Origin of the sequence: Chryseobacterium sp. WG14 (assembly GCF_024586945.1) — a bacterium.
Lineage (GTDB): Bacteria > Bacteroidota > Bacteroidia > Flavobacteriales > Weeksellaceae > Chryseobacterium.
The window spans coordinates 254,079-277,724 of the sequence record NZ_JALCZD010000005.1; the positions used below are offsets into that span (position 1 = coordinate 254,079).

Annotated in this window: 19 protein-coding genes and 1 riboswitch; of the genes, 7 read left to right on the forward strand and 12 right to left on the reverse strand. The window is 37.9% G+C overall.

The window, feature by feature from the left end; all coding sequences use genetic code 11:
- Window positions 1-353 precede the first annotated feature (353 nt).
- Together recR and MP478_RS11200 are read left to right on the forward strand one after the other, a co-directional pair.
- A complete protein-coding gene (recR, locus tag MP478_RS11195) occupies window positions 354-965 on the forward strand; it encodes a recombination mediator RecR (RefSeq protein ID WP_257200495.1) in 612 nt (203 codons plus the stop codon).
- The gene (locus MP478_RS11200) at window positions 961-1,800 is read left to right on the forward strand and encodes a glycosyltransferase family 2 protein (protein ID WP_257200540.1); all 840 of its coding nucleotides are present in this window, start codon (window positions 961-963) and stop codon (window positions 1,798-1,800) included. The genes recR and MP478_RS11200 overlap by 5 nt, the downstream gene beginning before the upstream one ends.
- Window positions 1,801-1,851: 51 nt before the next feature.
- On the opposite strand, the gene secG is transcribed toward MP478_RS11200, so the two are convergent.
- The 3 genes from secG to MP478_RS11215 form a co-directional block, all read right to left on the reverse strand.
- A complete protein-coding gene (secG, locus tag MP478_RS11205) occupies window positions 1,852-2,208 on the reverse strand; it encodes a preprotein translocase subunit SecG (RefSeq protein WP_230038889.1) in 357 nt (118 codons plus the stop codon).
- A 285-nt stretch (window positions 2,209-2,493) separates the two neighbouring features.
- Window positions 2,494-4,524 carry a pitrilysin family protein gene (locus tag MP478_RS11210; RefSeq protein ID WP_257200496.1) on the reverse strand — a complete coding sequence of 677 codons (2,031 nt, stop codon included), beginning with the start codon at window positions 4,522-4,524 and terminating at the stop codon, window positions 2,494-2,496.
- Window positions 4,525-4,531: 7 nt separating this feature from the next.
- A complete protein-coding gene (locus MP478_RS11215; protein WP_257200497.1) occupies window positions 4,532-5,845 on the reverse strand; it encodes a pitrilysin family protein in 1,314 nt (437 codons plus the stop codon).
- Window positions 5,846-6,157: 312 nt separating this feature from the next.
- On the opposite strand from MP478_RS11215, the gene MP478_RS11220 reads away from it, so the two are divergent.
- The 3 genes from MP478_RS11220 (at window position 6,158) to MP478_RS11230 (ending at window position 13,794) form a co-directional block, all read left to right on the forward strand.
- Window positions 6,158-8,488, forward strand: coding sequence for an ATP-dependent helicase (locus MP478_RS11220; RefSeq protein WP_230038897.1), 2,331 nt, complete (start codon window positions 6,158-6,160; stop codon window positions 8,486-8,488).
- A 353-nt stretch (window positions 8,489-8,841) separates the two neighbouring features.
- A complete protein-coding gene (locus MP478_RS11225; protein WP_373691700.1) occupies window positions 8,842-11,643 on the forward strand; it encodes a TonB-dependent receptor plug domain-containing protein in 2,802 nt (933 codons plus the stop codon).
- A 198-nt stretch (window positions 11,644-11,841) separates the two neighbouring features.
- Window positions 11,842-13,794 (forward strand): hypothetical protein, encoded by a 1,953-nt coding sequence (locus tag MP478_RS11230; protein WP_257200499.1) that lies wholly within the window; start codon window positions 11,842-11,844, stop codon window positions 13,792-13,794.
- A 107-nt stretch (window positions 13,795-13,901) separates the two neighbouring features.
- Here MP478_RS11230 and tenA read toward each other — a convergent pair whose 3' ends face one another.
- The 8 genes from tenA to MP478_RS11270 form a co-directional block, all read right to left on the reverse strand.
- Entirely contained in the window at window positions 13,902-14,552 is a 651-nt protein-coding gene (gene tenA, locus MP478_RS11235) for a thiaminase II (RefSeq protein WP_257200500.1), read from the reverse strand.
- A complete protein-coding gene (thiD, locus tag MP478_RS11240; protein ID WP_257200501.1) occupies window positions 14,539-15,372 on the reverse strand; it encodes a bifunctional hydroxymethylpyrimidine kinase/phosphomethylpyrimidine kinase in 834 nt (277 codons plus the stop codon). The genes tenA and thiD overlap by 14 nt, the downstream gene beginning before the upstream one ends.
- Window positions 15,369-16,004 carry a thiamine phosphate synthase gene (thiE, locus tag MP478_RS11245; protein WP_257200502.1) on the reverse strand — a complete coding sequence of 212 codons (636 nt, stop codon included), beginning with the start codon at window positions 16,002-16,004 and terminating at the stop codon, window positions 15,369-15,371. The genes thiD and thiE overlap by 4 nt, the downstream gene beginning before the upstream one ends.
- Window positions 16,001-16,798 carry a hydroxyethylthiazole kinase gene (gene thiM, locus MP478_RS11250; protein WP_257200503.1) on the reverse strand — a complete coding sequence of 266 codons (798 nt, stop codon included), beginning with the start codon at window positions 16,796-16,798 and terminating at the stop codon, window positions 16,001-16,003. The genes thiE and thiM overlap by 4 nt, the downstream gene beginning before the upstream one ends.
- Window positions 16,799-16,860: 62 nt before the next feature.
- Window positions 16,861-16,954, reverse strand: a riboswitch (TPP riboswitch).
- Window positions 16,955-17,001: 47 nt separating this feature from the next.
- The gene (locus MP478_RS11255; protein ID WP_257200504.1) at window positions 17,002-18,843 is read right to left on the reverse strand and encodes a carbon starvation protein A; all 1,842 of its coding nucleotides are present in this window, start codon (window positions 18,841-18,843) and stop codon (window positions 17,002-17,004) included.
- A 205-nt stretch (window positions 18,844-19,048) separates the two neighbouring features.
- Window positions 19,049-20,080 carry an alpha/beta hydrolase gene (locus MP478_RS11260; RefSeq protein ID WP_257200505.1) on the reverse strand — a complete coding sequence of 344 codons (1,032 nt, stop codon included), beginning with the start codon at window positions 20,078-20,080 and terminating at the stop codon, window positions 19,049-19,051.
- A 22-nt stretch (window positions 20,081-20,102) separates the two neighbouring features.
- Window positions 20,103-20,486, reverse strand: a complete 384-nt coding sequence (locus MP478_RS11265; protein WP_230040984.1) for a DUF3037 domain-containing protein — start codon at window positions 20,484-20,486, stop codon at window positions 20,103-20,105.
- A complete protein-coding gene (locus tag MP478_RS11270) occupies window positions 20,473-21,246 on the reverse strand; it encodes a HipA family kinase (protein ID WP_230040983.1) in 774 nt (257 codons plus the stop codon). The genes MP478_RS11265 and MP478_RS11270 overlap by 14 nt, the downstream gene beginning before the upstream one ends.
- 69 nt (window positions 21,247-21,315) lie before the next feature.
- On the opposite strand from MP478_RS11270, the gene MP478_RS11275 reads away from it, so the two are divergent.
- The gene (locus tag MP478_RS11275) at window positions 21,316-22,155 is read left to right on the forward strand and encodes an alpha/beta fold hydrolase (RefSeq protein ID WP_257200506.1); all 840 of its coding nucleotides are present in this window, start codon (window positions 21,316-21,318) and stop codon (window positions 22,153-22,155) included.
- Window positions 22,156-22,222: 67 nt separating this feature from the next.
- Window positions 22,223-22,738 carry a hypothetical protein gene (locus MP478_RS11280; RefSeq protein WP_257200507.1) on the forward strand — a complete coding sequence of 172 codons (516 nt, stop codon included), beginning with the start codon at window positions 22,223-22,225 and terminating at the stop codon, window positions 22,736-22,738.
- 56 nt (window positions 22,739-22,794) lie between these two features.
- Here the strand turns inward: MP478_RS11280 and MP478_RS11285 are convergent, their stop codons facing one another.
- Complete coding sequence (locus MP478_RS11285; protein WP_257200508.1) at window positions 22,795-23,619, reverse strand: flavin reductase family protein; 825 nt, start codon at window positions 23,617-23,619, stop codon at window positions 22,795-22,797.
- Window positions 23,620-23,646 lie beyond the last annotated feature (27 nt).

Here is a 23,646-nt window from a genome sequence, read left to right on the forward strand (position 1 = left end):
AAGGTATGGAAGGAGTTATGTTTTGATGTAGAATGTAAATAGGGTTGGGGGGATGGCGTGGAAATTGAGAGTCAGGAGCCAGGTGTTAAGAGTTAAGAGTTAAGAGTTAAGAGTCAAGAGTCAAGAACCAAGAACCAAGAATAAAGACCTCAGATGTAAATAAAAAGAATTTTTGAATATCAAATATTAATTATACATTATAAAAAATAATCAACAGCAAAGGATATTGGCTATTCTCTGATCTTTCTATTCCATTTTCTACCCCGCGGAACCTGAATTTAGTCATCTATAATTCATAATTATTACGGATAAATTATCACCTTTCCTCAACTATAATCCTTATTTTTGTAACTATGGATTACCCAAGTAAAGTGCTGGCAAAGGCGGTTGATGAGATTTCCGGTTTACCCGGGATCGGCAGAAAGACAGCCTTAAGATTGGCATTACATTTATTGAAGCAGCCGAACTCAAGAGCCGTGAGCCTTGGGAATTCGCTGATTAATCTTGTTAATGAAATTAAGTACTGCAAGGAATGTCATAATTTTTCTGACTTTGATATCTGTGAGATTTGCAGCAATGAAAAGAGAAACAGCGAATTGATCTGCATTGTTGAAGATGTAAGAGACGTGATAGCCATTGAAAATACGGGAAAATATACAGGAAAGTATCTGATTCTGGGAGGGAAAATTTCTCCAATGGAAGGAGTGGGTCCCAACCAGCTGAATATTCCAAGTATTGAAAGAAAATTAAATGAAGCTAAGGTTAAGGAATTTATTTTTGCCCTGAGTGCCACCATGGAAGGAGATACCACTGCTTATTATATTTACAAAAAATTCAAAAGTTTTAATGTGAATTTTTCAAGTATTGCAAGAGGAATTTCAGTAGGAGATGAATTGGAATATGCCGATGAAATTTCATTGGGGAGATCTATTATCAACAGGTTACCGTACAACGAAAAGGATTAATATGAAGCTGTCTGTTATTATTGTTAATTACAATGTTACCCAATTACTCAGAAGCTGTCTTTTGTCTATTCAAAAGTATATAAAAGACGTAGATTTTGAGGTTATTGTTATGGATAATGCTTCTAAAGACACCTCCTGGAAAGACCTTATTCCGGATTTTCCAATGGTCAGTTTTATTTCCTCAGAGATTAACGGAGGATTCTCCAAAGCAAATAATCAGGCGATCAATGTAGCGAAAGGAGAATATGTCTTGCTTCTGAATCCTGATACAGAACTGGAAGGCTTTTATATGAGAGAGCTGTTGGATTTTGCAGATTCTAAATCTGATTTCGGATGCCTTGGGGTGCGCATGCATGATGCTCGTGGCGATTTTTTGCCTGAAAGTAAACGTTCGGTACCAGATATGTTCAATTCTTTCGAAAAACTGTTTGTTAATTTTAAGAAAAATAATTCAAAATCCTATTACAGAAGCGATATTGAGGAGTATGCCGTTGCGGAAGTGGAAGTCATAACGGGTGCCTTTTTATTGATTAAGAGGGAAGTGTACCAAAAGATTGGCGGACTGGATGAGGCTTACTTTATGTATGGGGAGGATATAGACCTTTGCTATACATTGTTGAGAAATAAGTATGTAAACTATTATTACGGAAAGGCTTCAATCCTTCATCATAAAGGTGAAAGTACCATTAAAGATGATGTATATCTGAAAAGGTTTTATGGTGCCATGCAGATTTTCATAGATAAATATTATAAAGAAGAAAAACCTGTACAGTATTCATTCTTAAAGGCAGGATTGAAACTCCGGCACCAGATTGAAAAGATCAAGCTAAAATAAAAAAGCAACTCAAATTGAGTTGCTTTTGTTTTATCTAAAGTAATTACTTTCTTATTTAGCCGGGGTTACAGGAGCCTGAACCGGAGCTGTCGTTGTTGTAGAAGAAGCTGGAGCTGATTGCTTAGCCGGAGCTTCCTTTTTTACAGGTTGTTGTGCGGGAGCCACTTGTGACGGTTTACCGGTAATCACAACACTTAAAAGAATAAGAACAATGATTGTTCCGCCTAGAGTCCATGTAGCTTTTTCCATGAAATCATTGGTTCTTTGTACTCCGAACTGTGCAGATGATGCACCTCCGAATGTACTGGAAAGGCCTCCTCCTTTAGGATTTTGAGCCATAACAACAATCACCAATAAAACACTGGCAATCATAATAAGAACCATCAATAGTGTAAATATAGTATCCATTAATTCTGATATCTTTTTGAATGGGCAAATTTAACCTTTTTTTACTGAACAACAAAAAAAGATGACAGTAAATATGAATCAAGTGCAAAAGTTTAGAGATCAGACCATGTTTTTAAGCTTAAAATTTAGGATTGAAAGAAGAAACAGGGAAGTTATCATACATTTTATGCTGTTTTAGAAGCGCTTGATTATTATTCTCTTTTGATATAGATTCAGGTAAAAATAAAAACGGCAGCAAAGCAGCCACCGTTTTATTGATACATTTATATTGATACGTTAAAAATTCTATTTAAAATCAGAATCCTTTGCCTGATTAAGTACATAGGACTGTACAGTCATATTGATTTCCATTCCTCCCATATTCTGGATAATTGTAAATGGAAACTTTACTCCTGAAACATCTTTATAGTCTGCAAAACTGGTTGGGATAGCACCCCCTTCTCCCATTTTTATTTCTCCTGTTTTTAAGCCTGTTTTTACACTGTAATAATAGGTTTGTTTGGCTCCTTTTATAACGTAGGAATCTTCATTGTTATATTTTTCAATTCCTGCTAATTTAAAATCAGAGGATTTTGCAAAAGTCAGTTCCGGAAAAAGCTCCGGTTCTGTCATGGTAGCTTTCTGTTTGTCATTTAAAGGAGTTTTTTGTCCCTGTGTTTCTGCATATCCGTCTTTACCGTCAAAAACAATTTTCTGGATGGTATTGCCCATCATTTTCATGTCCATAGCCATTTTTCCGCCCTTGGCCTGGATAAGCTTCATGCTCATGTCCATTCCCTGAAGCTTGGTAGTGGCATCAGCTGTAATGGAAGTTACTTTCTGAACTGCTGCCAAACCTCCGATTGCATTGATGTATTTATCTGCTACAGAAGCAATAGTCACACTGGTATCTACTTTTTGTGCCGCAGGTTTTGCTACAGGGTTCGCTTCTTTATCGAAGTATTTTACAGGATAGCCTAATTTTTCCAGCCCTTCAGAAATATCCGATGCTTTACCGGCAATGAAAATTCTGCTTTGGTTGGGAAGAATTGTTGTTTTTACAGCATTGGAAACATCTGCAACGGTTACTTTATCAATAGATTTTAAATAATTGGTATAAAAATCTGAAGGAAGGTTCTGAACTTTTTGGTTTACGGCAAATCTTGCAATTGTTTCAGGCTTTTCCAGAGACAAGATGAATGAGCCTTTCAGCTTTGCTTTGGCATTTTCCAGTTCTTCAGGCTTTACGGTAGAAATGGCATTAAGCTCATTCATTAATTCTTTTACAGCTTTATCTGTCACCTCATTTCTTACGCTGGTTTCAGCTGAAAATTCCGGAGAATATTTGCTGGCAGTCATGCTGGAGTAAGCTCCATAGGTAAACCCGTTTTTCTCTCTAAGGTTCATGAAAAGTCTGGCTTCACCACCACCCCCTAAAATATAGTTGGCTATGGTAGCAGGGAAGTAATTAGGATCTTTCATTTTAAGACTGTTCAGGTTGCTTACCGATAGTACAGACTGTACCGCGGAAGGAACATCCACCACATTTACTTCTGTTTTGGAAAGGTTGGAAGCCGGCTCTAAGGCTGCAAATTGAGTATTTGATTTTTTCCAGTTTCCAAAAGCCTTTTCAATCAAAGGTTTCACCTGATCAAATTTTACATCTCCTACAATCACTAAATACGCATTATCCGGAGTGTAATATTTGTTGTAAATATTTTGTACATCTGCAAGCTGGATCTTGTTGATAGATTCTACCGTTTCAAACTCTCCTCTTGAAGTATTTTTTCCATACGTCAGTGCGTTGGATACTTTTGTTGCAATAGAAGATGCGTTTTTTTCATCAGATTTTAAGCCTTCAATAATTCTCTCCTTTGCATTTTGAATTTCCTGGGCAGAGAATTTTGGATTAACAATTGCATCAGCCATAAGTCCCAATACTTCCGGGAAATATTTTGAAAGCGAGTTGGAAGCTGCTCCCGTAGAGCTAAAGTGGATATTAGCACCCAGAAAGTCCACTTTTTTGTTAAACTCATCCTTACTTAGATTCGTGGTTCCATTGTCAAGCTGCTCTGCCATAAGTTGGCTTACACCAGCTATATTTCCTTCATAATAAGGAGGCCTGTCCATAGAGAGAGTTGTATTAACCCTTGGAAGTTTGTTGTTTTCAACCACCATTACGGTAAGCCCGTTGCTTAGCTGGAAGGTTTTTGGTTGGGCAATGTTGATGGCAGGGGTAGGCCCTGGTTTTGGCATTGCATTAATATCAATTTTTTGTGCAGAAAGCATTCCTGCAAATAAAAATGCCGCTGCTATATAGGTAAATTGCTTTTTCATGGGTAAATTATTTTTTCTCAGGAACGTAGTTGATAATGATTCTTTGATTGGAATTCAGATATTTTTTAGCTGCATTTTGAAGATCTTGTTTGCTGATAGATCTGTAAATGTCTATTTCCTTATTGATAAGATTGGTATTTCCCATCAATACATGATTGGTAGCTAAAGATGCAGCTATTCCCTGAATGCTTGAGTTCTGGTTGACAAACTGATTTTCAAACTGGTTCTGAAGCTTTTGATAATCTTCATCAGAAATTAAAGTCGTCTGAAGCTTTTTAATCTCTGCATCAATATCAGCCTGTAAAGTCTGTTTGGTAGTCTGCCCCATCGGAATAGCAAAGAATGCGAAAATACTGTAATCTTCAAGTCCCTGGTTAAAAGCAGCTACCTGAAGAGCTTTTTTATCCTGATCTACTAATTTTTTGTATAAAACAGATGATTTTCCACTGCTTAAATAAGAAGAAAGCATATCTAATACATAAGCATCTTTTTCTTTGTTGGCCGGTGTTCTGTATGCAAAAACATAGGCCGGAAGCTGGATGTTGGGATCAGTTGCTGTCACTTCTTTTTCCTGAGTGATAGGAGCATCTTTAGGGAAATCTTTTGGATAAAGAGTTCCTTTGGGAATACCTCCGTAATATTCCTGAATCCATTTTTTTGTTTGTTCAGGTTTGATATCTCCCGCCACCACTAATGTAGCATTGTTGGGAACATAGTATTTTTTATAAAATGCCTGGAATTCTTCAAGCTTTGCCGCATTAAGATCATCCATAGAACCAATGGTAGGCCAGTTGTATGGGTGATTGGTAAAAAGATTCTTCTGAATAGTCGGGAAAAGATTTCCATAGGGCTGGTTATCCATTCTCATTCTTTTTTCCTCTTTTACCACCTCTCTCTGGGTATCTACTCCAATTTGATTGATCACTGAAGCACGCATTCTTTCTGATTCCATCCAAAGACCTAGCTGTTCGTTGTTGGAAGGGAAGGTTTCGTAGTAATACGTTCTGTCGTTGGTTGTATTGGCATTGTTCTGTCCTCCGTTTGAAGAAACGATCTTAAACCATTCACCTCTTTTGATGTTGGGAGTTCCTTCAAATAAAAGGTGTTCAAAGAAGTGTGCAAAACCGGTTCTGCCCTTCACTTCATCCTTTGCTCCCACGTGATACATAACCCCTGTAGTAACTACCGGCGCAGAATTATCCTGGTGAAGAATTACATGAAGACCGTTCGGAAGATCATACTCTTCGAATTTGATTTGCTGAGCATTCAGTATCATTCCGAAGAAAGCTACGGCAGCAACAGAGAGAAATCGCTTTTTCATAAAGTTAGAAATTGTTTTATCAATTAGTAGGAAAAGTGAATTAAATGTTACAGAAGGAGGGGTAAAAGTGAAAAAGTATAAGTAAATTATGCATAGTTAATTCGTTTACCTTGATTACTGATGTGCAGTGCTGTCTCAGATCTCAGATCTCAGATCTCTGCGTCTCAAGTCTCTTAGTCTCTTAATCTCAAAATCTCTTGTCTCAAGGCCTCTTATCTCTACTCCGGATCTTATAATTTCTAACTTCTCTAATCAAAGTTTGAATTCTCCTCCGAATACATTAATTTTGTACTCCCAAATTTTTTTTGCAGTATGGATTACCTGAAAGGACTCAATGAATCACAATATGAAGCCGTTACCTCTTTACAAGGCCCTCTGATGGTGCTTGCGGGAGCCGGTTCCGGGAAAACACGTGTACTTACTATGCGTATTGCCCATTTAATTAATAATGGAGTGGACCCTTTCAATATCCTGGCTCTTACCTTTACCAACAAAGCGGCACGCGAGATGAAAGACCGTATTGCAAAGGTGGTGGGAGACAGTAATGCAAGAAGCCTTTGGATGGGAACTTTTCACTCGGTTTTTGCAAGAATTTTAAGAATAGAGGCGCATTACCTTGGTTACCCTTCCAACTTCACTATTTATGATCAGCAGGATGCTTTGAACGTCATCAAAAAGGTTTTGAAGGATATGAATATCGATGCTGATCTTTATAAACCTAAGAAAGTTCAGGCAAGAATCTCTACCTATAAAAATAACCTGATTACGGTAAAAGCCTATTTCAATAATCCAGAACTGATGGAAGCGGATGAAAAGGCCAATATGAAATTTATCGGACAGATCTATCAGAGATATGTGGATGCATGCTATAGAAACGGAGCTATGGATTTTGATGATCTGCTTTTAAAAACCAATGAATTATTAACCCGTTTTCCGGAGATTCTTGCGAAATATCAGGATAGATTCAGATATATTCTGGTAGATGAGTACCAGGATACCAACCATTCTCAGTATCTTATTGTAAAAGCACTGGCTTCAAAATTTGAGAATATCTGTGTGGTGGGAGATGATGCTCAGTCTATTTATTCTTTCCGTGGTGCCAATATTTATAATATCCTAAACTTTAAAAAAGATTATCCGGATGCGGTAACGGTTTCCCTGGAACAGAATTACCGTTCAACCCAAACGATTGTAAATGCTGCCAATGTAGTGATTGCAAAAAACCTTCAGCAGTTTAAGAAAAATGTTTTCAGTGATAACGAAGAAGGGGATAAGATCAAAATTTATCGCTCACTTTCTGACGCTGATGAAGCCAATTTTGTGGCCGGAAATATTTGGGAACTTCGGAACCGTGACCAGAGAAAATACAGCGATTTTGCTATTTTATACAGAACAAACTCCCAGACAAGAGCATTTGAAGATGCTTTGAGACGTAAAAATATTCCCTATAAAGTATATGGTGGTCTTTCTTTCTACCAAAGGAAAGAAGTGAAAGACCTTATCGGATACCTGCGTCTTTTGGTCAATGAAAATGACTCTGAAGCGCTGATGAGAATTATCAATTATCCGGCAAGAGGTATAGGGGAAACAACACAGAATAAACTGATTGTCTTTGCAGATGCTCAAAATGTTTCTGTTTCAAAAGTATTGGATAACCTTCCGATGTATGCTCCTCAACTGGGGTTAAACAATGGTGTTTTAAACAAGCTGAATGACTTCTGGTCTATGATCAAAGCATTTCAGGTGTTATTGAAAACCGAAACTGCTTATAGTGTAGCTATGGAAGTAGCGAAGCGAAGCGGCTTAATTAAATTCTTAAAAGATGATCAGACTCCGGAAGGAATTTCCAGGGTAGAAAACGTTCAGGAATTAATGAACTCAATGCAGGGATTCATTGAAGAGCAGATGCAGCTTGAGGATGGAGACCCAAGTCTTCCTAATTTCCTTGAAAATATTGCTCTTTCTGCAGATACACAGGATAAAAACCTGGGTGATGATATGGTTTCTTTAATGACCATTCATCTTTCAAAAGGACTTGAGTTCCCGGTAGTTCATCTGGTGGGGCTTGAAGAAAACCTTTTCCCGAGCTTTATGAGTTCTGCCACCCGCGAGGATCTGGAAGAAGAGAGACGACTATTTTATGTAGCGCTGACAAGAGCTGAAAAACAGGTGTTTTTCTCTTATGCGGTTTCCCGTTTTCAATGGGGTAAAATTACAGATGCAGAGCCTTCGAGGTTTTTGAGTGAGATAGATGAAGAATTTATCGAGTTCATTAATCCGGCGATGGAAAAAAGATTCATTAATAATTCAGGGGTGAGATCCAATATTTTTGATGAACACCCTTCAGAGCAAAAGACTTTCAAAAAAGTTGAGAAAAAGACAATTGCCAAAGGAGATCAGTCACAGCCGGAGCCGGAAGTAAGAAAGCTGAAACCTGTAAGTACCGCTAAAATTATCAATCCGAGTGGGGCTTCTTCTCAGGATATTGAAGTAGGAGATAAAGTGAGACATGACCGTTTCGGAATCGGACAGGTGACTTTCTTAGATGGAACAGATCCTCAGAATATCAAGGCCAAAGTTGTTTTCATCCATGAAGGAGAGAAAAACCTGATTCTGAAATATGCTAAACTAACTAAGATTTAGAAGTCATAGTAATATCGATACAGAAAAACAGATTCAATTTTGAGTCTGTTTTTTTTTGTTAATACAAGGCTTTATTCAGTAGAAATGGGCTTTAGCCATTTACAAAAAATGATTTTCCAATGGCTTTAGCCCAAGCTTAAGAATGGCAACGTACACAAGATAATTATACCGGCTTATGTTTGGGCTAAAAGCCCATCCCTATCGAATGTCACTTTTTTTATTAAAATCACTTGAAATTTATCTAACTTTAATAAGGGATAGAAAGAAACGATAATTATTTTTTATAAAAACAAAGTCTATAAATTTTGTGGACTAATGAATATATTTTACATTTGCACCCTGTAAAAACATAAATGCTCAATCAAATTCTAAACTATATGAAAAATAAAAAAACTATTTTTTCTGCTTCTGTTTTATTTTTTCTGGGAACCTATGCTTATGGCCAGGAAAAAGACAGTATAAAAGTACATAAAGACACCATACAAACGAATAATGTAGAAGAGGTTGTAATTTTAGGTTCACGTGCCGGAGCAAGATCAAAGGTAGACAGCCCGGTTCCTATAGATGTATTCAATATCAAAGAATCTTCTGCTATTCTTCCACAATCCGGAATAGGGCAGATTTTGAACGCACTGGCTCCTTCTTTTACTTCTACTATTCAAACCAATTCGGATGGGACAGATCACCTGGATCCAGCCCAGTTGAGAGGATTAGGACCGGATCAGGTATTGGTATTGGTTAATGGAAAAAGAAGACATACTTCAGCCTTAGTTAATGTAAACGGAACACCCGGAAGAGGAACAGTGGGAACAGATTTGAACGCTATTCCGGCCTTTGCCCTCAACAGAATTGAAGTTTTGAGAGATGGTGCTGCTGCCCAGTATGGCTCAGATGCTATTGCCGGAGTTATTAATCTGGAGCTTAAAAAAGATACCGGAAAGTTAACAGGTCAGTTGAGCTACGGAGGAAATTTGACTCCTACAGCCAATGACCATACCGGAAATTTTGACGGTCAGAATGTTCAGGTGGATTTGAATTACGGTAATAAAATAGGAACAAAAGGTGGTTTTTTTAATATTACCTGGTCTTCTCAGTTCAGAGAACCTACTTCAAGGGCCGGTGCAGAAAGCGGAGCTATTTATAATGCCTATAATGCCATTGAGCAGCGTGCCTTAAATAATGGGGTTAACCTCTCTTCTCTTTTTAATAATATCAATAGCACCCCGAATTCACAACAGATTATCAACTCTATTCATCAGTATGCTCAGGGGGTAAACTACTTTACTGCCGATCAGCAGGCTGCAATTCAGGGAGCATCTACCATCCAGGATATAAAAGACGGAAACGGAAATGTTATTCAGAAAGGACTTCAGTCTTTATTGAATTTTGATGTTACCGACCAGGAACTGGCTTACAGAGGACTTACAAGAAAGGATTTCAATATGCAGGTAGGACAGTCTAAGCTGAACAATCATCAGCTTTTTGTCAATATGGAAGTTCCCATCAATGATAACTGGAAAGTATATTCTTTCGGGGGATATAGCTTAAGACATGGTACTTCCGGAGGGTTTTACAGAAAACCTAACCAAAGCAGAACCTTTACAGGGCTATCTGCTAACGGTTATCTGCCTCAGATTGGAACAGATATCCAGGATATTTCACTGGCTGCAGGGATCAAAGGGAAGTGGGATGGCTGGAATATTGATTTCAGTAATACTTTCGGACAGAATTCATTTACTTATACCATTCAGAATACGGGAAATACGTCTTTACGCTTTGCATCACCCAATGAATTTAAGGCCGGAGGATTGAAGTTTTCACAAAATACCCTTAATCTGGATTTTTCAAAAAAATATGATGTCTGGGAAGGAATTAATGTTGCATTTGGAGCAGAGCACCGGTATGAAAATTTTAAAATAACAGCAGGGGAGGAAGCTTCCTATGCTACATATGATACTTCAGGAAATGTATGGACGGGAAATTCTCAAAGGCCTACGGACTTCTTTGGAGCTGCGCTTCCCGGAGGCTCACAGGTATTTAGCGGATTTAAACCGGCCAATGCAGTAGATAAAAACAGACAGTCTGTAGCCGCTTATGCAGATGTGGAATTTAATTTTACCAATTGGTTATTGGTGGATACAGCTGCGCGATATGAAAACTATTCGGATTTCGGATCTACTTTTAATTATAAACTGGCTTCAAGAATAAAGGTGGCCCCTAATTTCAATGTAAGGCTTGCCGGGTCTACAGGATTCAGAGCACCTTCTATTCACCAGATTTATTATAATGTAACCTCTACTTTATTTACAAACAATCAACTGCTGGAAGTAGGAACTTTCAGTAATGATTCGGCGGTAGCAGGATTATTGGAAATCCCAAAACTGAAACAGGAAACCTCAAAATCTGCAAGTGTCGGATTTACCTATAAAATTCCATCTGCTAACTTGACATTTACAGCAGACGGATACTTTACGAGAATAGACAACAGAATTATTCTTACAGACCAGTTTTTAAGAGCAGATGTACCTGCCGCAGCACAAAAAGTCTATGATGAGTTAGGTATTAACGGAGCTCAGCTTTTTACCAATGCTATTGATACGGAAACCAAAGGGGTGGATGTGGTTATTTCGCATAATGTCAGATTTTCAGGATTAAAACTGGATAACAGCTTTGCAGTCAATCTTAGCCAAACTAAACAGGTAGGAGACATCCATTCATCAGGACTTCTACAGTCTCCAAAGCTTGAAAAAGTGTATTTCTCAGAAAAATCCAGAGTATATCTGGAAGAAGCCGTACCGAGAGTAAAAGCCAGTCTTTCTCATACCCTTTCATGGAAGAATGCGAGCTTCTATCTTAGAAATACGTATTTCGGAAAAGTAACGGGAGCAGATATTATTGATGCCAACGGAGACGGAATTATCGGATTCAATGAGCATCAGCAGATTGGAGACAAAATTATTACGGACCTTTCTCTGGCATATCAGTTTACCAAAAACATTGGACTGACCCTCGGTGTAAACAATTTATTTGATATTTATCCTACTAAAAACCTTCCTGCGTCTACTAATAATGACCAGTTTATTTATTCACGTTCTACTTCTCAGTTTGGGCAGAACGGGAGATATGTTTTTACAAGACTTAATTTTAATTTTTAATGGTTATAAAAATTTGAAGGAAGACTGTTCTGAAAATGAACAGTCTTTTTTATTATAGATTGTGGAGATTTTAACCATTGATTCAACTCAAAATCCTTTCTTGAAATCTACTAACCTGTTGAAATTAATTGAAATGCGTCAAGTTCTGTCGTAACCAGCTATTACCTTAGTTCTGTAAACCTTAAACAAATAATATTTATGATTTTTACAGAAGATTTTTTTGCTCCAGTTAGTAGTTTCCCAAATGATGATCTTATTCAGTTGGTAGACAGCAGCACCTATGAAAATGTGAATTTTAAAAAAATTACACATTGGTATGATAACACCCTGATGGATGACTCTAAAGCAGATAATGTAATCTACAGGAAAAAGGGAAATGATTATTATGTAAGAATTTATTCTCATGGAAATGAATATCTGGAAAAAGATACCATGGATGAGATGTGTAATCTGACAGATACTGAAATCCTTTTATTAAAAATGAAATTTTATAAAGGAATTAGGCTTAGTGGATACTATATTAAAGGAGATACACCTGCTCCTATTAATTATTATTTATCTGCGAGCACTGCTCCTGATAACAAAGGAAGTTTAGTGACGTCAGGAACTATTAGATTATTTCATCAATTTACTACAGAAGTTGATGTGTCCTATTTTGGAGCAAAGCAGGATAATGTGACAGATAATGCTCCAAAATTTCAGGAGGCTGCCAATCTAAAGTTGCCATTATATATACGTAATCTTAATCCAAACCCAGCTCCAAATTCAGAAACTTATTATCTGGTTAAAAGTAAGGTAAGGTTATTTAACTCTGCTACAGGTCATGGCTTTCCCAAGTTAAAAGTAACTGATGAGATCAATGCTTTTGCTCCAAATCCTGATGAATATTTCAGATACAGTATATTTTATGTTGCCAATAAAATATGTAGCGATTATATGGAGATCAGCGGTTTTCATCTTGATGGCGCATGGAATGGTGTACATGAGGGGAGCCAGCAACAGGCTCCTATTGTGGTTGTATCATCCAATAATGTAAAGATATTCAATAATACAATTGAAAATGCTCTTGGAGATTGCATTCAGATATATTGGCATACAATAGACGGTGTACAGCCACTGCAACTTTATTGTAAAAATATCCAGGTTTACGATAATGTATTGCTTAATCCCCTCAGAGCTAATGTAGCAGTAATTTCCGGTGTAGATATTAATATTGAACGCAATCATATGGAAAAAGCAAAGAATTTTGTTGCTGCTATTGACCTGGAAATGGATAAATGGGAAGATCCTGGACAGCTAATGCGAAATATCTTTGTAGATAAAAACTATGTATATGCCCCGGCTTGTGACAATGCTATATCCTGTTTAGGAGTTCTGGATGGCTTAAAAGGTATAAGCATTACAAATAATGTATTGATATGTTCTGAAGCTAATGGTCGTGCTATTAACCTGGAGGCTGGATATGGGCTGATTGAGGATGTTTATTGCTTTAATAACAAGGTGAAATGCTTACTGGCTTTAAGACTTACCGGAGAAAAAAGAGTAAAGAATGTAACTCTTCAAAAAACGTCTCCTGTGGAAAAAGACGGACAATATGTTTTAGCAAATATAGGCTGGTCAGATGATGTGAAAATAATAAACAATTATTCCAAGATTGATAAAATATACCACGAAAATATTATGTGTGGAGGTAAGGATACCAGAAATGTTCTTATCGAAGGTAATACGCTGGAAAGTGTTCAGTACAGAAATATATGTCTGGTTTCACAAAATGAGAATGTGATCATTCAGAATAATGTGTTGAAATTTAAGTATCATTCTATTGATACTGATCCGTTTGTGGATGATCCGTCTACGGCTACTCCATATTGTAATAATGTAAGGATATCAACCAATATATTTAACTCAACAGATTCGCTTCAGGTCGCTTTCCGTGCAGCAATACCCAATATTAAAGGATTTGATTTTGGCAATGATAATATTTTAAATAATGTAGTCGGTAATGTTTCCAACCAGGAACTGGTTACAATCAACGGCAGCCATACGACTGCTACAAGAAAATATCATGGATTTTTGGGAGATGTAAAATATAATACAGATACTCAGCAATTTGAAGTGTTTCGGGGTCTTAATAATTGGGGACCTATCTAAAGAGCTAAGTGCTTGATCAAAAGATGCACTCTCTTCTTTTCAGGAGCCTGTTTACATAGCTAAACAGGCTCTTTGTTATGTTTTGAAATTCCGGTTTGTTTACGGAATTATTTCCATGTTTTTAATTCATAAGCTGCTTCCCAGAAATGATATTCCATTCTGGAGGCGGTTATAAAAGCTTCTGTCATTTTTTTTCGTGTTTCCTCAGTGGTTTTTTCTGCTATTATATCACAAATGGAAATAGCCTGGTCTACGGCAGCAGAAAATTCTTCTCCGGAATAGGTGGCAATCCATTGTTCATAAGGATTGTTGACAGTAGTATGGTTTTGATAAATATAATTTCCAACCTCTCTATAAATCCAGAAACAAGGAAGTACAGCGGCAATGGCAATTTCTACAGATTCTAAAGCTGCAGTGCTTCTCAAAAAATGGATGTAATGATGGCAGGCAGGTTCTAAAACACCTTTATCAGTAAGTCCGAAATCCTTAAAATAAGATTCGTGCAGTGCATTTTCCACTACAATAGCATTTTCAGCAAACCGCATATAAGCAAGAACATCCTGGAGATCCGGAATTTTTGCAGCAATTAGGGAAAGGGTCCTGCCGAAATGTTCAAGGTATAATGAATCCTGAGCCATATAAAAACGGAACTTTTCCTGAGGTAAGGAACCCTCTGACAATTCTTTGATAAAGGGCATGCTAAGAATAGACTGGTAATATTCTGCTATTGTCTGCCAGGTTTGTTCAGACCATTTCATTTTTGATGAGTTTTTGAGGATTAAAAAAGTGATTAAGAGGACCGTTTCCATGTCCTGTCTGTACATCTATGCCATTTTTTATAGCCTCATAAACATACTTCTGGCCTAAAGAAACAGAATCATATAAGCTTTTTCCCTGAGCCAGATAAGCAGCTATGGCAGATGAAAGCGTACAGCCGGAACCATGGGTATTATTGGTATTGAGCTTCAGCGTTTCAAAACTGTGGTATTGCCAATGTTCATCATAAAGTAAGGAAGTAATGGATGAGGTTTCCTGATGGCCACCTTTGAGAAGTATGCTCTTACAGCCTAATTGTTTTATTTTTTCACCTGCAGCGTATAAATCTTCCAGCGTTTCGACTTTCATGCCGGCTAAAATTGCTGCTTCATCCATATTGGGGGTAATGAGGTCAGCAATAGGAAATAGTTTTTCTGTGATCGCTGTGATGGTTTTCTCCTCAATAAGCCTGTGGCCGCTGGTAGCAACCATCACCGGGTCAAATACAATGGGGATTCTTTTATACTGTGATAATGTAGAAACAATAGTCTCAACCAACTGTGGGGTATGAACCATTCCTATTTTAATGGCATCGGGAAAAATATCATCCAGAATTGCTTTGATCTGATCGGCTACTGCTTCCACAGGAACAGGATATATAGTCCTTACTCCCTGCGTGTTTTGTACAGGCAGGGCCGTTAATACTGAGGTGGAAAAGCATCCTAAAGCAGAAGCTGTTTTGATATCTGCCTGAATACCTGCGCCACCACTTCCGTCAAAACCTGCAATGGTCAATACGGATGGGTATTTGTATTTTTTCATTTTAAAATTTCATTTTTTAATTCATATGCTGCCTTTTGAGGATCTGCAGCACCACATATTGCGGAAACTACTGCAAGGCAGTCTGCTCCCGCGTTGAGAACTTCCTTTGCATTTCCAAGATGTATACTGCCTATGGCAACCAGAGGTTTTTCTGTAAGCTGCCGGATTTTTGCAACACCTTCAAGACCCCATTCTGTAACGGTATCTGTTTTGGTATTTGTTTTAAATACAGGGCTTATACCAAGATAATCAGAAACCAACGTCTGTTTATTTTCAAGCTGAGCCAGGTGTTCAATAGAATATCCAATGATTTTATTTTGGATAGAAGGCTGTTGTCTTAAAAAGGTAGGGGTAGTATCGTTGTTCCCAACATGAATACCTGCTGAATTTACTTTTTCAGCAACTTCTAAATGATCATTAATAATAAGGGGAATACCATACTTCTCTGTAATTTCGATAAGCTTTCCGGCTTTTTGAAGAAACAGGGCGGTACTGTCGTTTTTTTCTCTGAGCTGGATAATGTCCACTCCGCCCAGAATGGCTTGTTCGGCAACTTCCAGAAAGTTTTTTCCAATGCAATCGGCTTCAGAAATCACCAGATACAGCTGATAGGGAAAAGGATGCAGGCTCATTTTTGTTCTATCTTTAGGTTTTGGATGAATTCTTCTTCTGTCATATTGTACAGTTTATCAATCAGGTTAACCTGAAGACTTCCGGGGCCTTTACTTTGCTGAGCAGCCAGTTCTCCAGCAATGCCTATTAATGCCATTGCTGTGGCAACACCCAGTGTTTTATCTTCCACACTGCCTATAAACGCACCTGTTAATGCTGTAGCAGAACACCCAAGACCTGTTACTTTAGTCATAAGTGGATGCCCGTTTTTAATAAAAAAACTTTGTTGCGGACCTATAATAATATCCGTCTCACCGGAAACACAGACTATTGAATGGCAGCGCTGCATCAGTATTTGGGCAGCATGAACCGCTTCATTACTTTGTGCAGTACTGTCTGCCCCTTTAGTAATAGTGGTATTAGCTTGGGCCAGAGCAATAATCTCTGAAGCATTTCCTCTGATAACAGTAGGCTGAAATTGTAAGAGTTGTTGTAAAACCTGATCACGGAAAGAGGTTGCTCCCGCACCTACAGGGTCCAAAACCCAGGGTTTATCTGCTGAATGCGCTGTTTCAGCGGCCAGAAGCATAGAATCCGACCAGTATTCATCTAAAGTGCCTATATTGATCACCACCGAATGGGCAATACCAATCATTTCTTTGATTTCAGACCGGGCATGTGCCATAATGGGAGAGGCTCCAACAGCCAAAAGGGTATTGGCTGTATTGTTCATGACTACATAATTGGTGATGTTGTGAACCAGGGGAGATTTTTGTTTTACAAGCTGAACTTGCTGCCAAAGTATTTTTTCCATTGTTATCATTAAAATAAAAATAGCTTTAGGAAAAAATCCAAAACAAAAACCACATGAGTAGATCAAGTAATTTTGCTTTTCCCTACGTCGGTGTAAGCCGTATCAGGTTCAAAGGGACTCTCTCAATTCTTTTTCAGAATACCCCTAAAGCAAAACAAATGTATAAAAATTATCACACCGGGCAAAAAACCTTCCCCGTAATTTTATCTTTCCACAAGTTCCTTTACCTGTTCTCCATAAAAATCCGTTTTCGTTGTATTGATTTTTAAGAGCTCATACCATTTTATAAAAGCTCCGATAAAAACAATAAGCATCAGTACCATAGCTGTTACCGCTAAAGCAGCCAATAAATACTGTTCTTTTGGAATATAAATGGTAGCAACCTGAATATAGCCGGCCCAGAAAGTAATTCCTGCCATAAAAACACCGGGAATAGCCGAGCATAAAGCATATCTCCCTCTGTTCATCCTGATCAGCATAGTGGTGCAGACAATCAATCCGCAGGCGGCAAGTAATTGATTGCTGATTCCGAATAGTGGCCAGATACTGCTTACATTTCCTGTGTATACCAGATATCCCCATGCAAAAGTGAAAAGAAGACTGCTGATGATAATTCCGGGAACCCAGTTTTTATCATTGAATTTTGGAATCACAGAACCCAGCATTTCCTGTAAAAAGAAACGCCCTACTCTTGTTCCGGCATCAATGGCTGTCAGGATAAATACGGCTTCAAACATAATGGCAAAATTATACCAGTATGCGGTTAATTGGTCCATATAAGGGATCTTATTGAATATGTGAGCCATTCCTACGGCAAGTGATACGGCCCCGCCAGTTCTGCCATGAAGATCAATACCAATCTTTTGAGAATAATAATCAATATCTATTCCATGTAAGGCAGGATGTGCTGCAAGAAAAGCATTATATGATTCTTTTGGAGTGTTGATGGCAAAATAATCTCCCGGCATTAATGTACATGCAGCAATGAGAGCCATTAAGGCCACAAAGCCTTCTACAAGCATGGCACCATAGCCTACAAAGAGAATTTCCCTTTCTTTATTAAGCATCTTGGGAGTTGTTCCTGTAGCAATTACGGCATGAAACCCCGAAATAGCACCACAGGCAATCACAATAAAAATAAATGGAAGTACGGGGCCGCCAATGACAGGGCCTCCTCCATTTACAAAGGCGGTAAGTGCCGGCATCTGTACTGTAGGATGAATGACAATGACTCCTATAGCCAGCATAATGATTGTTCCTATTTTTAAATACGTAGAAAGATAATCGCGGGGAACCAATAATAACCAAACAGGCAATACAGAAGCTAAAAAACCATATAAAGGAATAGCTATGGAGATGGTTTTGATATCCCACGAAAATAAATTATTCATAGTGGGATTCTGCATCAGGCTGTGTCCACCAATAATTCCGGCAATTAAAAGAATACCGCCTAAAATACTGGCAAAAAGAACGCTGTTCTTTTTATAACGCATGATAAGCCCCATAATAACCGCAATAGGCATGGTGATGACCACTGTAAACAGAGACCAGGAAGCTTCATGCATGGCATTGATGCATGCCAGGGATAAACCTGCCAGGGTCAGGATCAATATAAATAAGATGGCAAATCCCGCTACGGTACCGGTTGCTTTACCGATTTCTTTGGACGCTATGGTGGCAAGACTTTGTCCTTTATGTCTTACAGAAGCGTATAATACCACCATATCATGTACACCACCTCCCAATACACAGCCAATTAAGATCCATAAGGCACCGGGCAAATAGCCAAACTGTGCAGCCAGAACAGGGCCTACCAGAGGGCCTGCAGCAGCAATAGCCGCAAAGTGATGCCCGAAAAGCACATTTTTATTCGTAGCGACATAATCTTTTCCGTCTGCAAACTCAACAGCCGGGGTCGTATGCTGGTCATTAAGACGAAGCACTTTGTTGGCGATAAAGATGCCATAAACACGGTAAGCTATAGCAAAAATAAGAACTGATGCAAATATGAGCGTAAGCGCATTGATATTGTTCAGGGAATTCATATCATTTTGTTTTTTTTAGTGAATAATTAAATCTGAATCCTATTTTATTATTAATAATTCAAATACCAGCCAAGTTAATTATTTTAAGTATAAAAAGTAATGATATGTATACTAATTTAGCAAATTTACTGTTTTGTAATTTTTTATTTAATTTATAGTATTGATTGTCAATTTGTATGTGTCTGTGTTACTTGCTTCATATATATTATTTTTTCTGAGAAATGATGAAATCTACCATCTGATCTGTCATCTTATCAAGAGTGGATTTATCTGTAGTGGAAAAACTGTGAACGCCATTATCAATGATAATTAAGGATGTTTCTACTTTTGCCCTTTTGAGTTTTCTATATAGCTTTTTAGACTGGCTCAGAGGGACGATTTTATCTTTATTTCCCTGAACGATTAAGGTAGGAACACCGTTTTCAGCATAAGTAATAGGAGAAATGGTTTTTAAATAATCTATGGCTCTATCCTGATCTTTTTTAATATCATATCCTGAAAGACCTTTTACCAGATTTTGCTGCAGAATGACAATTTTTTTTGAAATCCTTCCAATCATGGAAACCGGAATAACTCCCAGCCTGGTATGAAAAAGTTTGTTCAGATCAGCAGGACCATAGTGATCTACAACATAATTTACCTTGGCTGAATAGGATGAAAGATCCGGGCTTCCTAAAAAAGTGTTATCCGGAGTATAAGCAGCGAGAAGAGAAAGGTGTGCTCCCGCTGAAGCGCCAAATAGGCCAATATTATGGATGTCAAAATTATATTCTTCTGCATTCTTTCTTACCCATCTTATGGCATCTTTGGTATCATCCAGTGGAAGAGGAAAATGAGTGCTTTCATTCAGCAGTGTATAATTGATACTGATAACAGCATATTGCTTTGCCATCAGTTTTACAATCGTATTTTCCAGATAATTGTCAGTATAGACAACTTTATCACCTTCAATCCATCCACCTCCGTGAACGTAGATTAATACCGGAAGCTTATCAATAGATGCATTCTTTGGAGTATAAAGGTCCAAAGTCACAGGTGTTCCCTTTTTACCGGTTTTGTAAACTATATTCTCGGAAACTGTGGCTATTTCAGGAAGTAGGGTGCTTTTTATCCGTGCAGCCTTGGTTGGGGCTTGTGAAAATGACTGTGAAAAAATTAAAGGAGAAGAACTTAAAAGCAAAACAAAAAACAGGTTCGTAAAAAACCTGTAAATTGATATGTTATTCGTTAATTTCATAGTAAAATTTTTTGAAGAAGTGTTATTTTACTAACTCCTCAAAAAGTTTACCAAAAGTAGTATCCAGATCTTTTGATTTTCCGGGATGAGGTCTTGAAGTTTGAACAACAGCACTTCGTACAGCCGTTAGCCAGCGAAAGCGTTCGGGGATGTCAAGCAGAGCAATAGGACCTCCTTCTTTATTTCCTTCAGCAATTTTCTGAAAGCTTTCAAGGTTCTGAATGATATCCTCATAATCCAGTTTACTGTGCATCAGCTTAAACTTATCAGGGCACAAATGGAATGCTACGCGGATAAATTTTTCTTTTTTTGAAAACATGACGAGCCCAATATTGAAAAATTCCTCTCTTTCAACTTTCGGTACTAAGCGTATTACCGCATATTCATATATTTTATCCTCTTGCATTTTTGGCTTCGTTTACAAAGATTTGAGAATTTTCTAATCTGGTTTTCATAAACTGAAAATAGATCTCACGGATTTCATCGGGTGTTTCATCAGCGTCATTCCAATGTAACCAGTCTTCAGGGATTGCGTTGACAATTTCTCTGAAAAGGGCGTCATTTAATATGCTGTGGGCAAACTGGTCAGCTTCATCCAGTTTTTTTGCTTTCGGAAGCAATACATGGTCTTTCACATATTTGAATGGTGTTTTTGCTGCTGTATCGAAATTCTGCCATGAATGGTGGAAATAGAATGAGGCTCCGTTGTCAATTATCCAGAGTTCTTTATTCCACATCAGCATGTTGGTATTTTTAAAAGTACGGTCAATATTGGTAATAAAAGCATCCAGCCAAACAATTTTTGAAGCCAGAAGAGGATCTACAGATACTCCCGGATCATAGGTAATAGATCCTGAAAGATAATGCAGTCCCAGATTTAGGCCTTCAGAAAATTTGAGCAGATCCTGGATCTCTTCATCAGCTTCTGTTCTGCCAAAGTCTGCATCAAGATTTACAAAAACGAGTTCAGGAATTTTGAGCCCTAAAGCTTCCGTAATTTTGCCTCCCAACAATTCAGAAATCAGCATCTTAACTCCATGGCCTGCGCCCCGGAATTTTAAAACATATTTGAAATCATCATCAGCTTCTGCCAGAGCAGGTAGTGAACCTCCCTCTCTTAGTGGCAGAATGTAACGCGTGACGGTTACCGTTCTTAAATTCTGCATGCCGCAAAAATAAGGTTATTTTTTAATAGTTTTTTTCATAATTTCGATTAAAATTAATTGTCTTACTGTATGGATCTTACTATCAAAAAGAATATACATTTGGAAAATACTGAAACAAGAAGTTTTCTTGCGGATGCTTTTTACATAAATGCCGAAAAGAAACTTCCGTTAGTGATATTTGTTCATGGCTATAAAGGCTATAAGGATTGGGGAGCATGGGATCTAATGGCTGAAAAGTTTGCTAAAGCTGGCTTTTTCTTTGTGAAATTCAACTTTTCTCACAATGGAACAACAGTTGAGGATCCCCATAATTTTGCCGATCTGGAGGCATTTGGGAATAATAATTACTCCAAGGAACTTTCCGATCTTGGTGTGGTAATTGATCATTTTATCAAAGAACCCCAGGTGGATGCTCAGAAAATAATTCTGATCGGACACAGCAGAGGAGGCGGAATTTCTATTATTAAAGCATTTGAAGATGAAAGAATCAATGGACTTATTACCCTGGCCAGTGTAGATACTCTGGAACGTTTTCCTAACGGTGAAGCATTAGAGAGCTGGAAGCAGCAAGGAGTTTATTATGCATTGAATGGACGTACAAAGCAGGAAATGCCTCATTATTACCAGTTTTATGAAGATTTTGAGCAAAATGTACTTCGTTTTGATGTGGAAAGAGCCACAGAAATGGCTAAAGTTCATATGTTGATTATTCATGGCACTCAGGATGAAGCCATAGAGGTAAAACAGGCAGAGCATCTTCACCTGCTCCATCCGAATTCTGAACTGTTTCTTATGGAAAACGCCAATCATACCTTCGGAGCTAAAGAACCCTGGACAGAGAATGGCTTGCCAAAAGATCTGAATACTGCAGTGGAAAAATGTATTGAATTTATAAAAGAAAAAATGTAATACGCTCAATATCATAAATAATATATCATAAATCCCGTTATGATACTAACCACCATATAAATTAATTATGAAAAAACTTATTGCAGGCGCCTTCGCCTTATCATTATTGACAGCAGCTGTTTCTTGTAAAAAAGAAACTAAAACAGAATCTTCAGTAAGCAGAGATACTTTAGCGACCGTAATGCCTAAAGATTCTACAGGAGTTCCAAAGACAGACTCAGTAGCTGCACCTTCACAGGCTACTACTCCTACGGACAATATTATTACTAAAAATGTTGGTAAATATCCACATGATATTAAATTATTTGAAGACAAAAACCTGGCCGAAAGATTGAAAAAAGTTGTAGGACCTCAATACGATGAAATGGTAAAATTCTTTAATGTGGAAAGCCCTATTGTTTCAGAGAACGGAATCTATAAACTGAACGGTTGTAAGCAACATGACTGTCCGGGATATTCTACCTCCATCTATTATGATGCAAAAAATGATAACCTGAATGTGGCGATTGATAAAAACGGAAAAGTAAGCGATTTTGCCGAAAAAGGAAAAATAACGGTTTCAGAAACATTGAAAGCAAAATAAAGAGAAGAAGAATCTTCTTTTCTCTAAATAAAAAAGCCTGAAATTTCAGGCTTTCTTTATTTTATCGTTAGTAATATCCAGGCTTCTTCCACCTTACTTTCCAATAATAGCTTCTGTGCTTCCGCATGAATATTTTCATCTGCATGAAAGTCTCCTGCGGGCAATATTTCTACATTGGCAAGCATTCCAAGGTCATTTCCTGTGAAAACCTTACTGTATTTAACAGGCTCAGGCAGCTGATCAAAGCCGATACCCTTTGTGACAAGAGGTTTTGGTACTTCAAAAAGACTGTTTTCATTGCTTCGGGAATACCAGTTGCCTCCCAGGCGGGCTACCATATCGAGTTTTTTCTGATCCAGATTTCCGGCTTCGTTCAGGTACTCTTCTCTGATATGAATCTTCTGAACTTCGCATATCACAAGATTTCCAGCTCCTCCCTGATCACCCAAAGATTTTACTTCTAAAACCTTGCATTCAAAATTAACCGGACATTCTTCAATCAACTTAGGCTTTACCAAATCAGCATCTCTCATAGTGAGCCCTGATTTTATAAACTCATTGACTCCCGTTTCATATTCTGTAGAAGCTAAAGAAATCTGCTGAACAATTGGAAAGTTTACCGTTCCAATCACCACTTCCTGAACTTCAAGAACATTTTCCAGAGTATGTTTAGTCGTGTTATCACGAACTCTCCTCGATGGTGAGAAAATCAAGATCGGAGGAACAGTACTGAACATATTGAAAAAGCTGAATGGCGATAAATTGACCGTACCATTTTTATCTACCGTAGAAGCTAATGCAATCGGGCGCGGTGACACAGCAGTCTGCATGATGGTTTGCAGCTGTACGGAGGTTATTTCAGAGGGTATTACTGTTTTCATATTTTTATTTAACCACAAAAGACACAA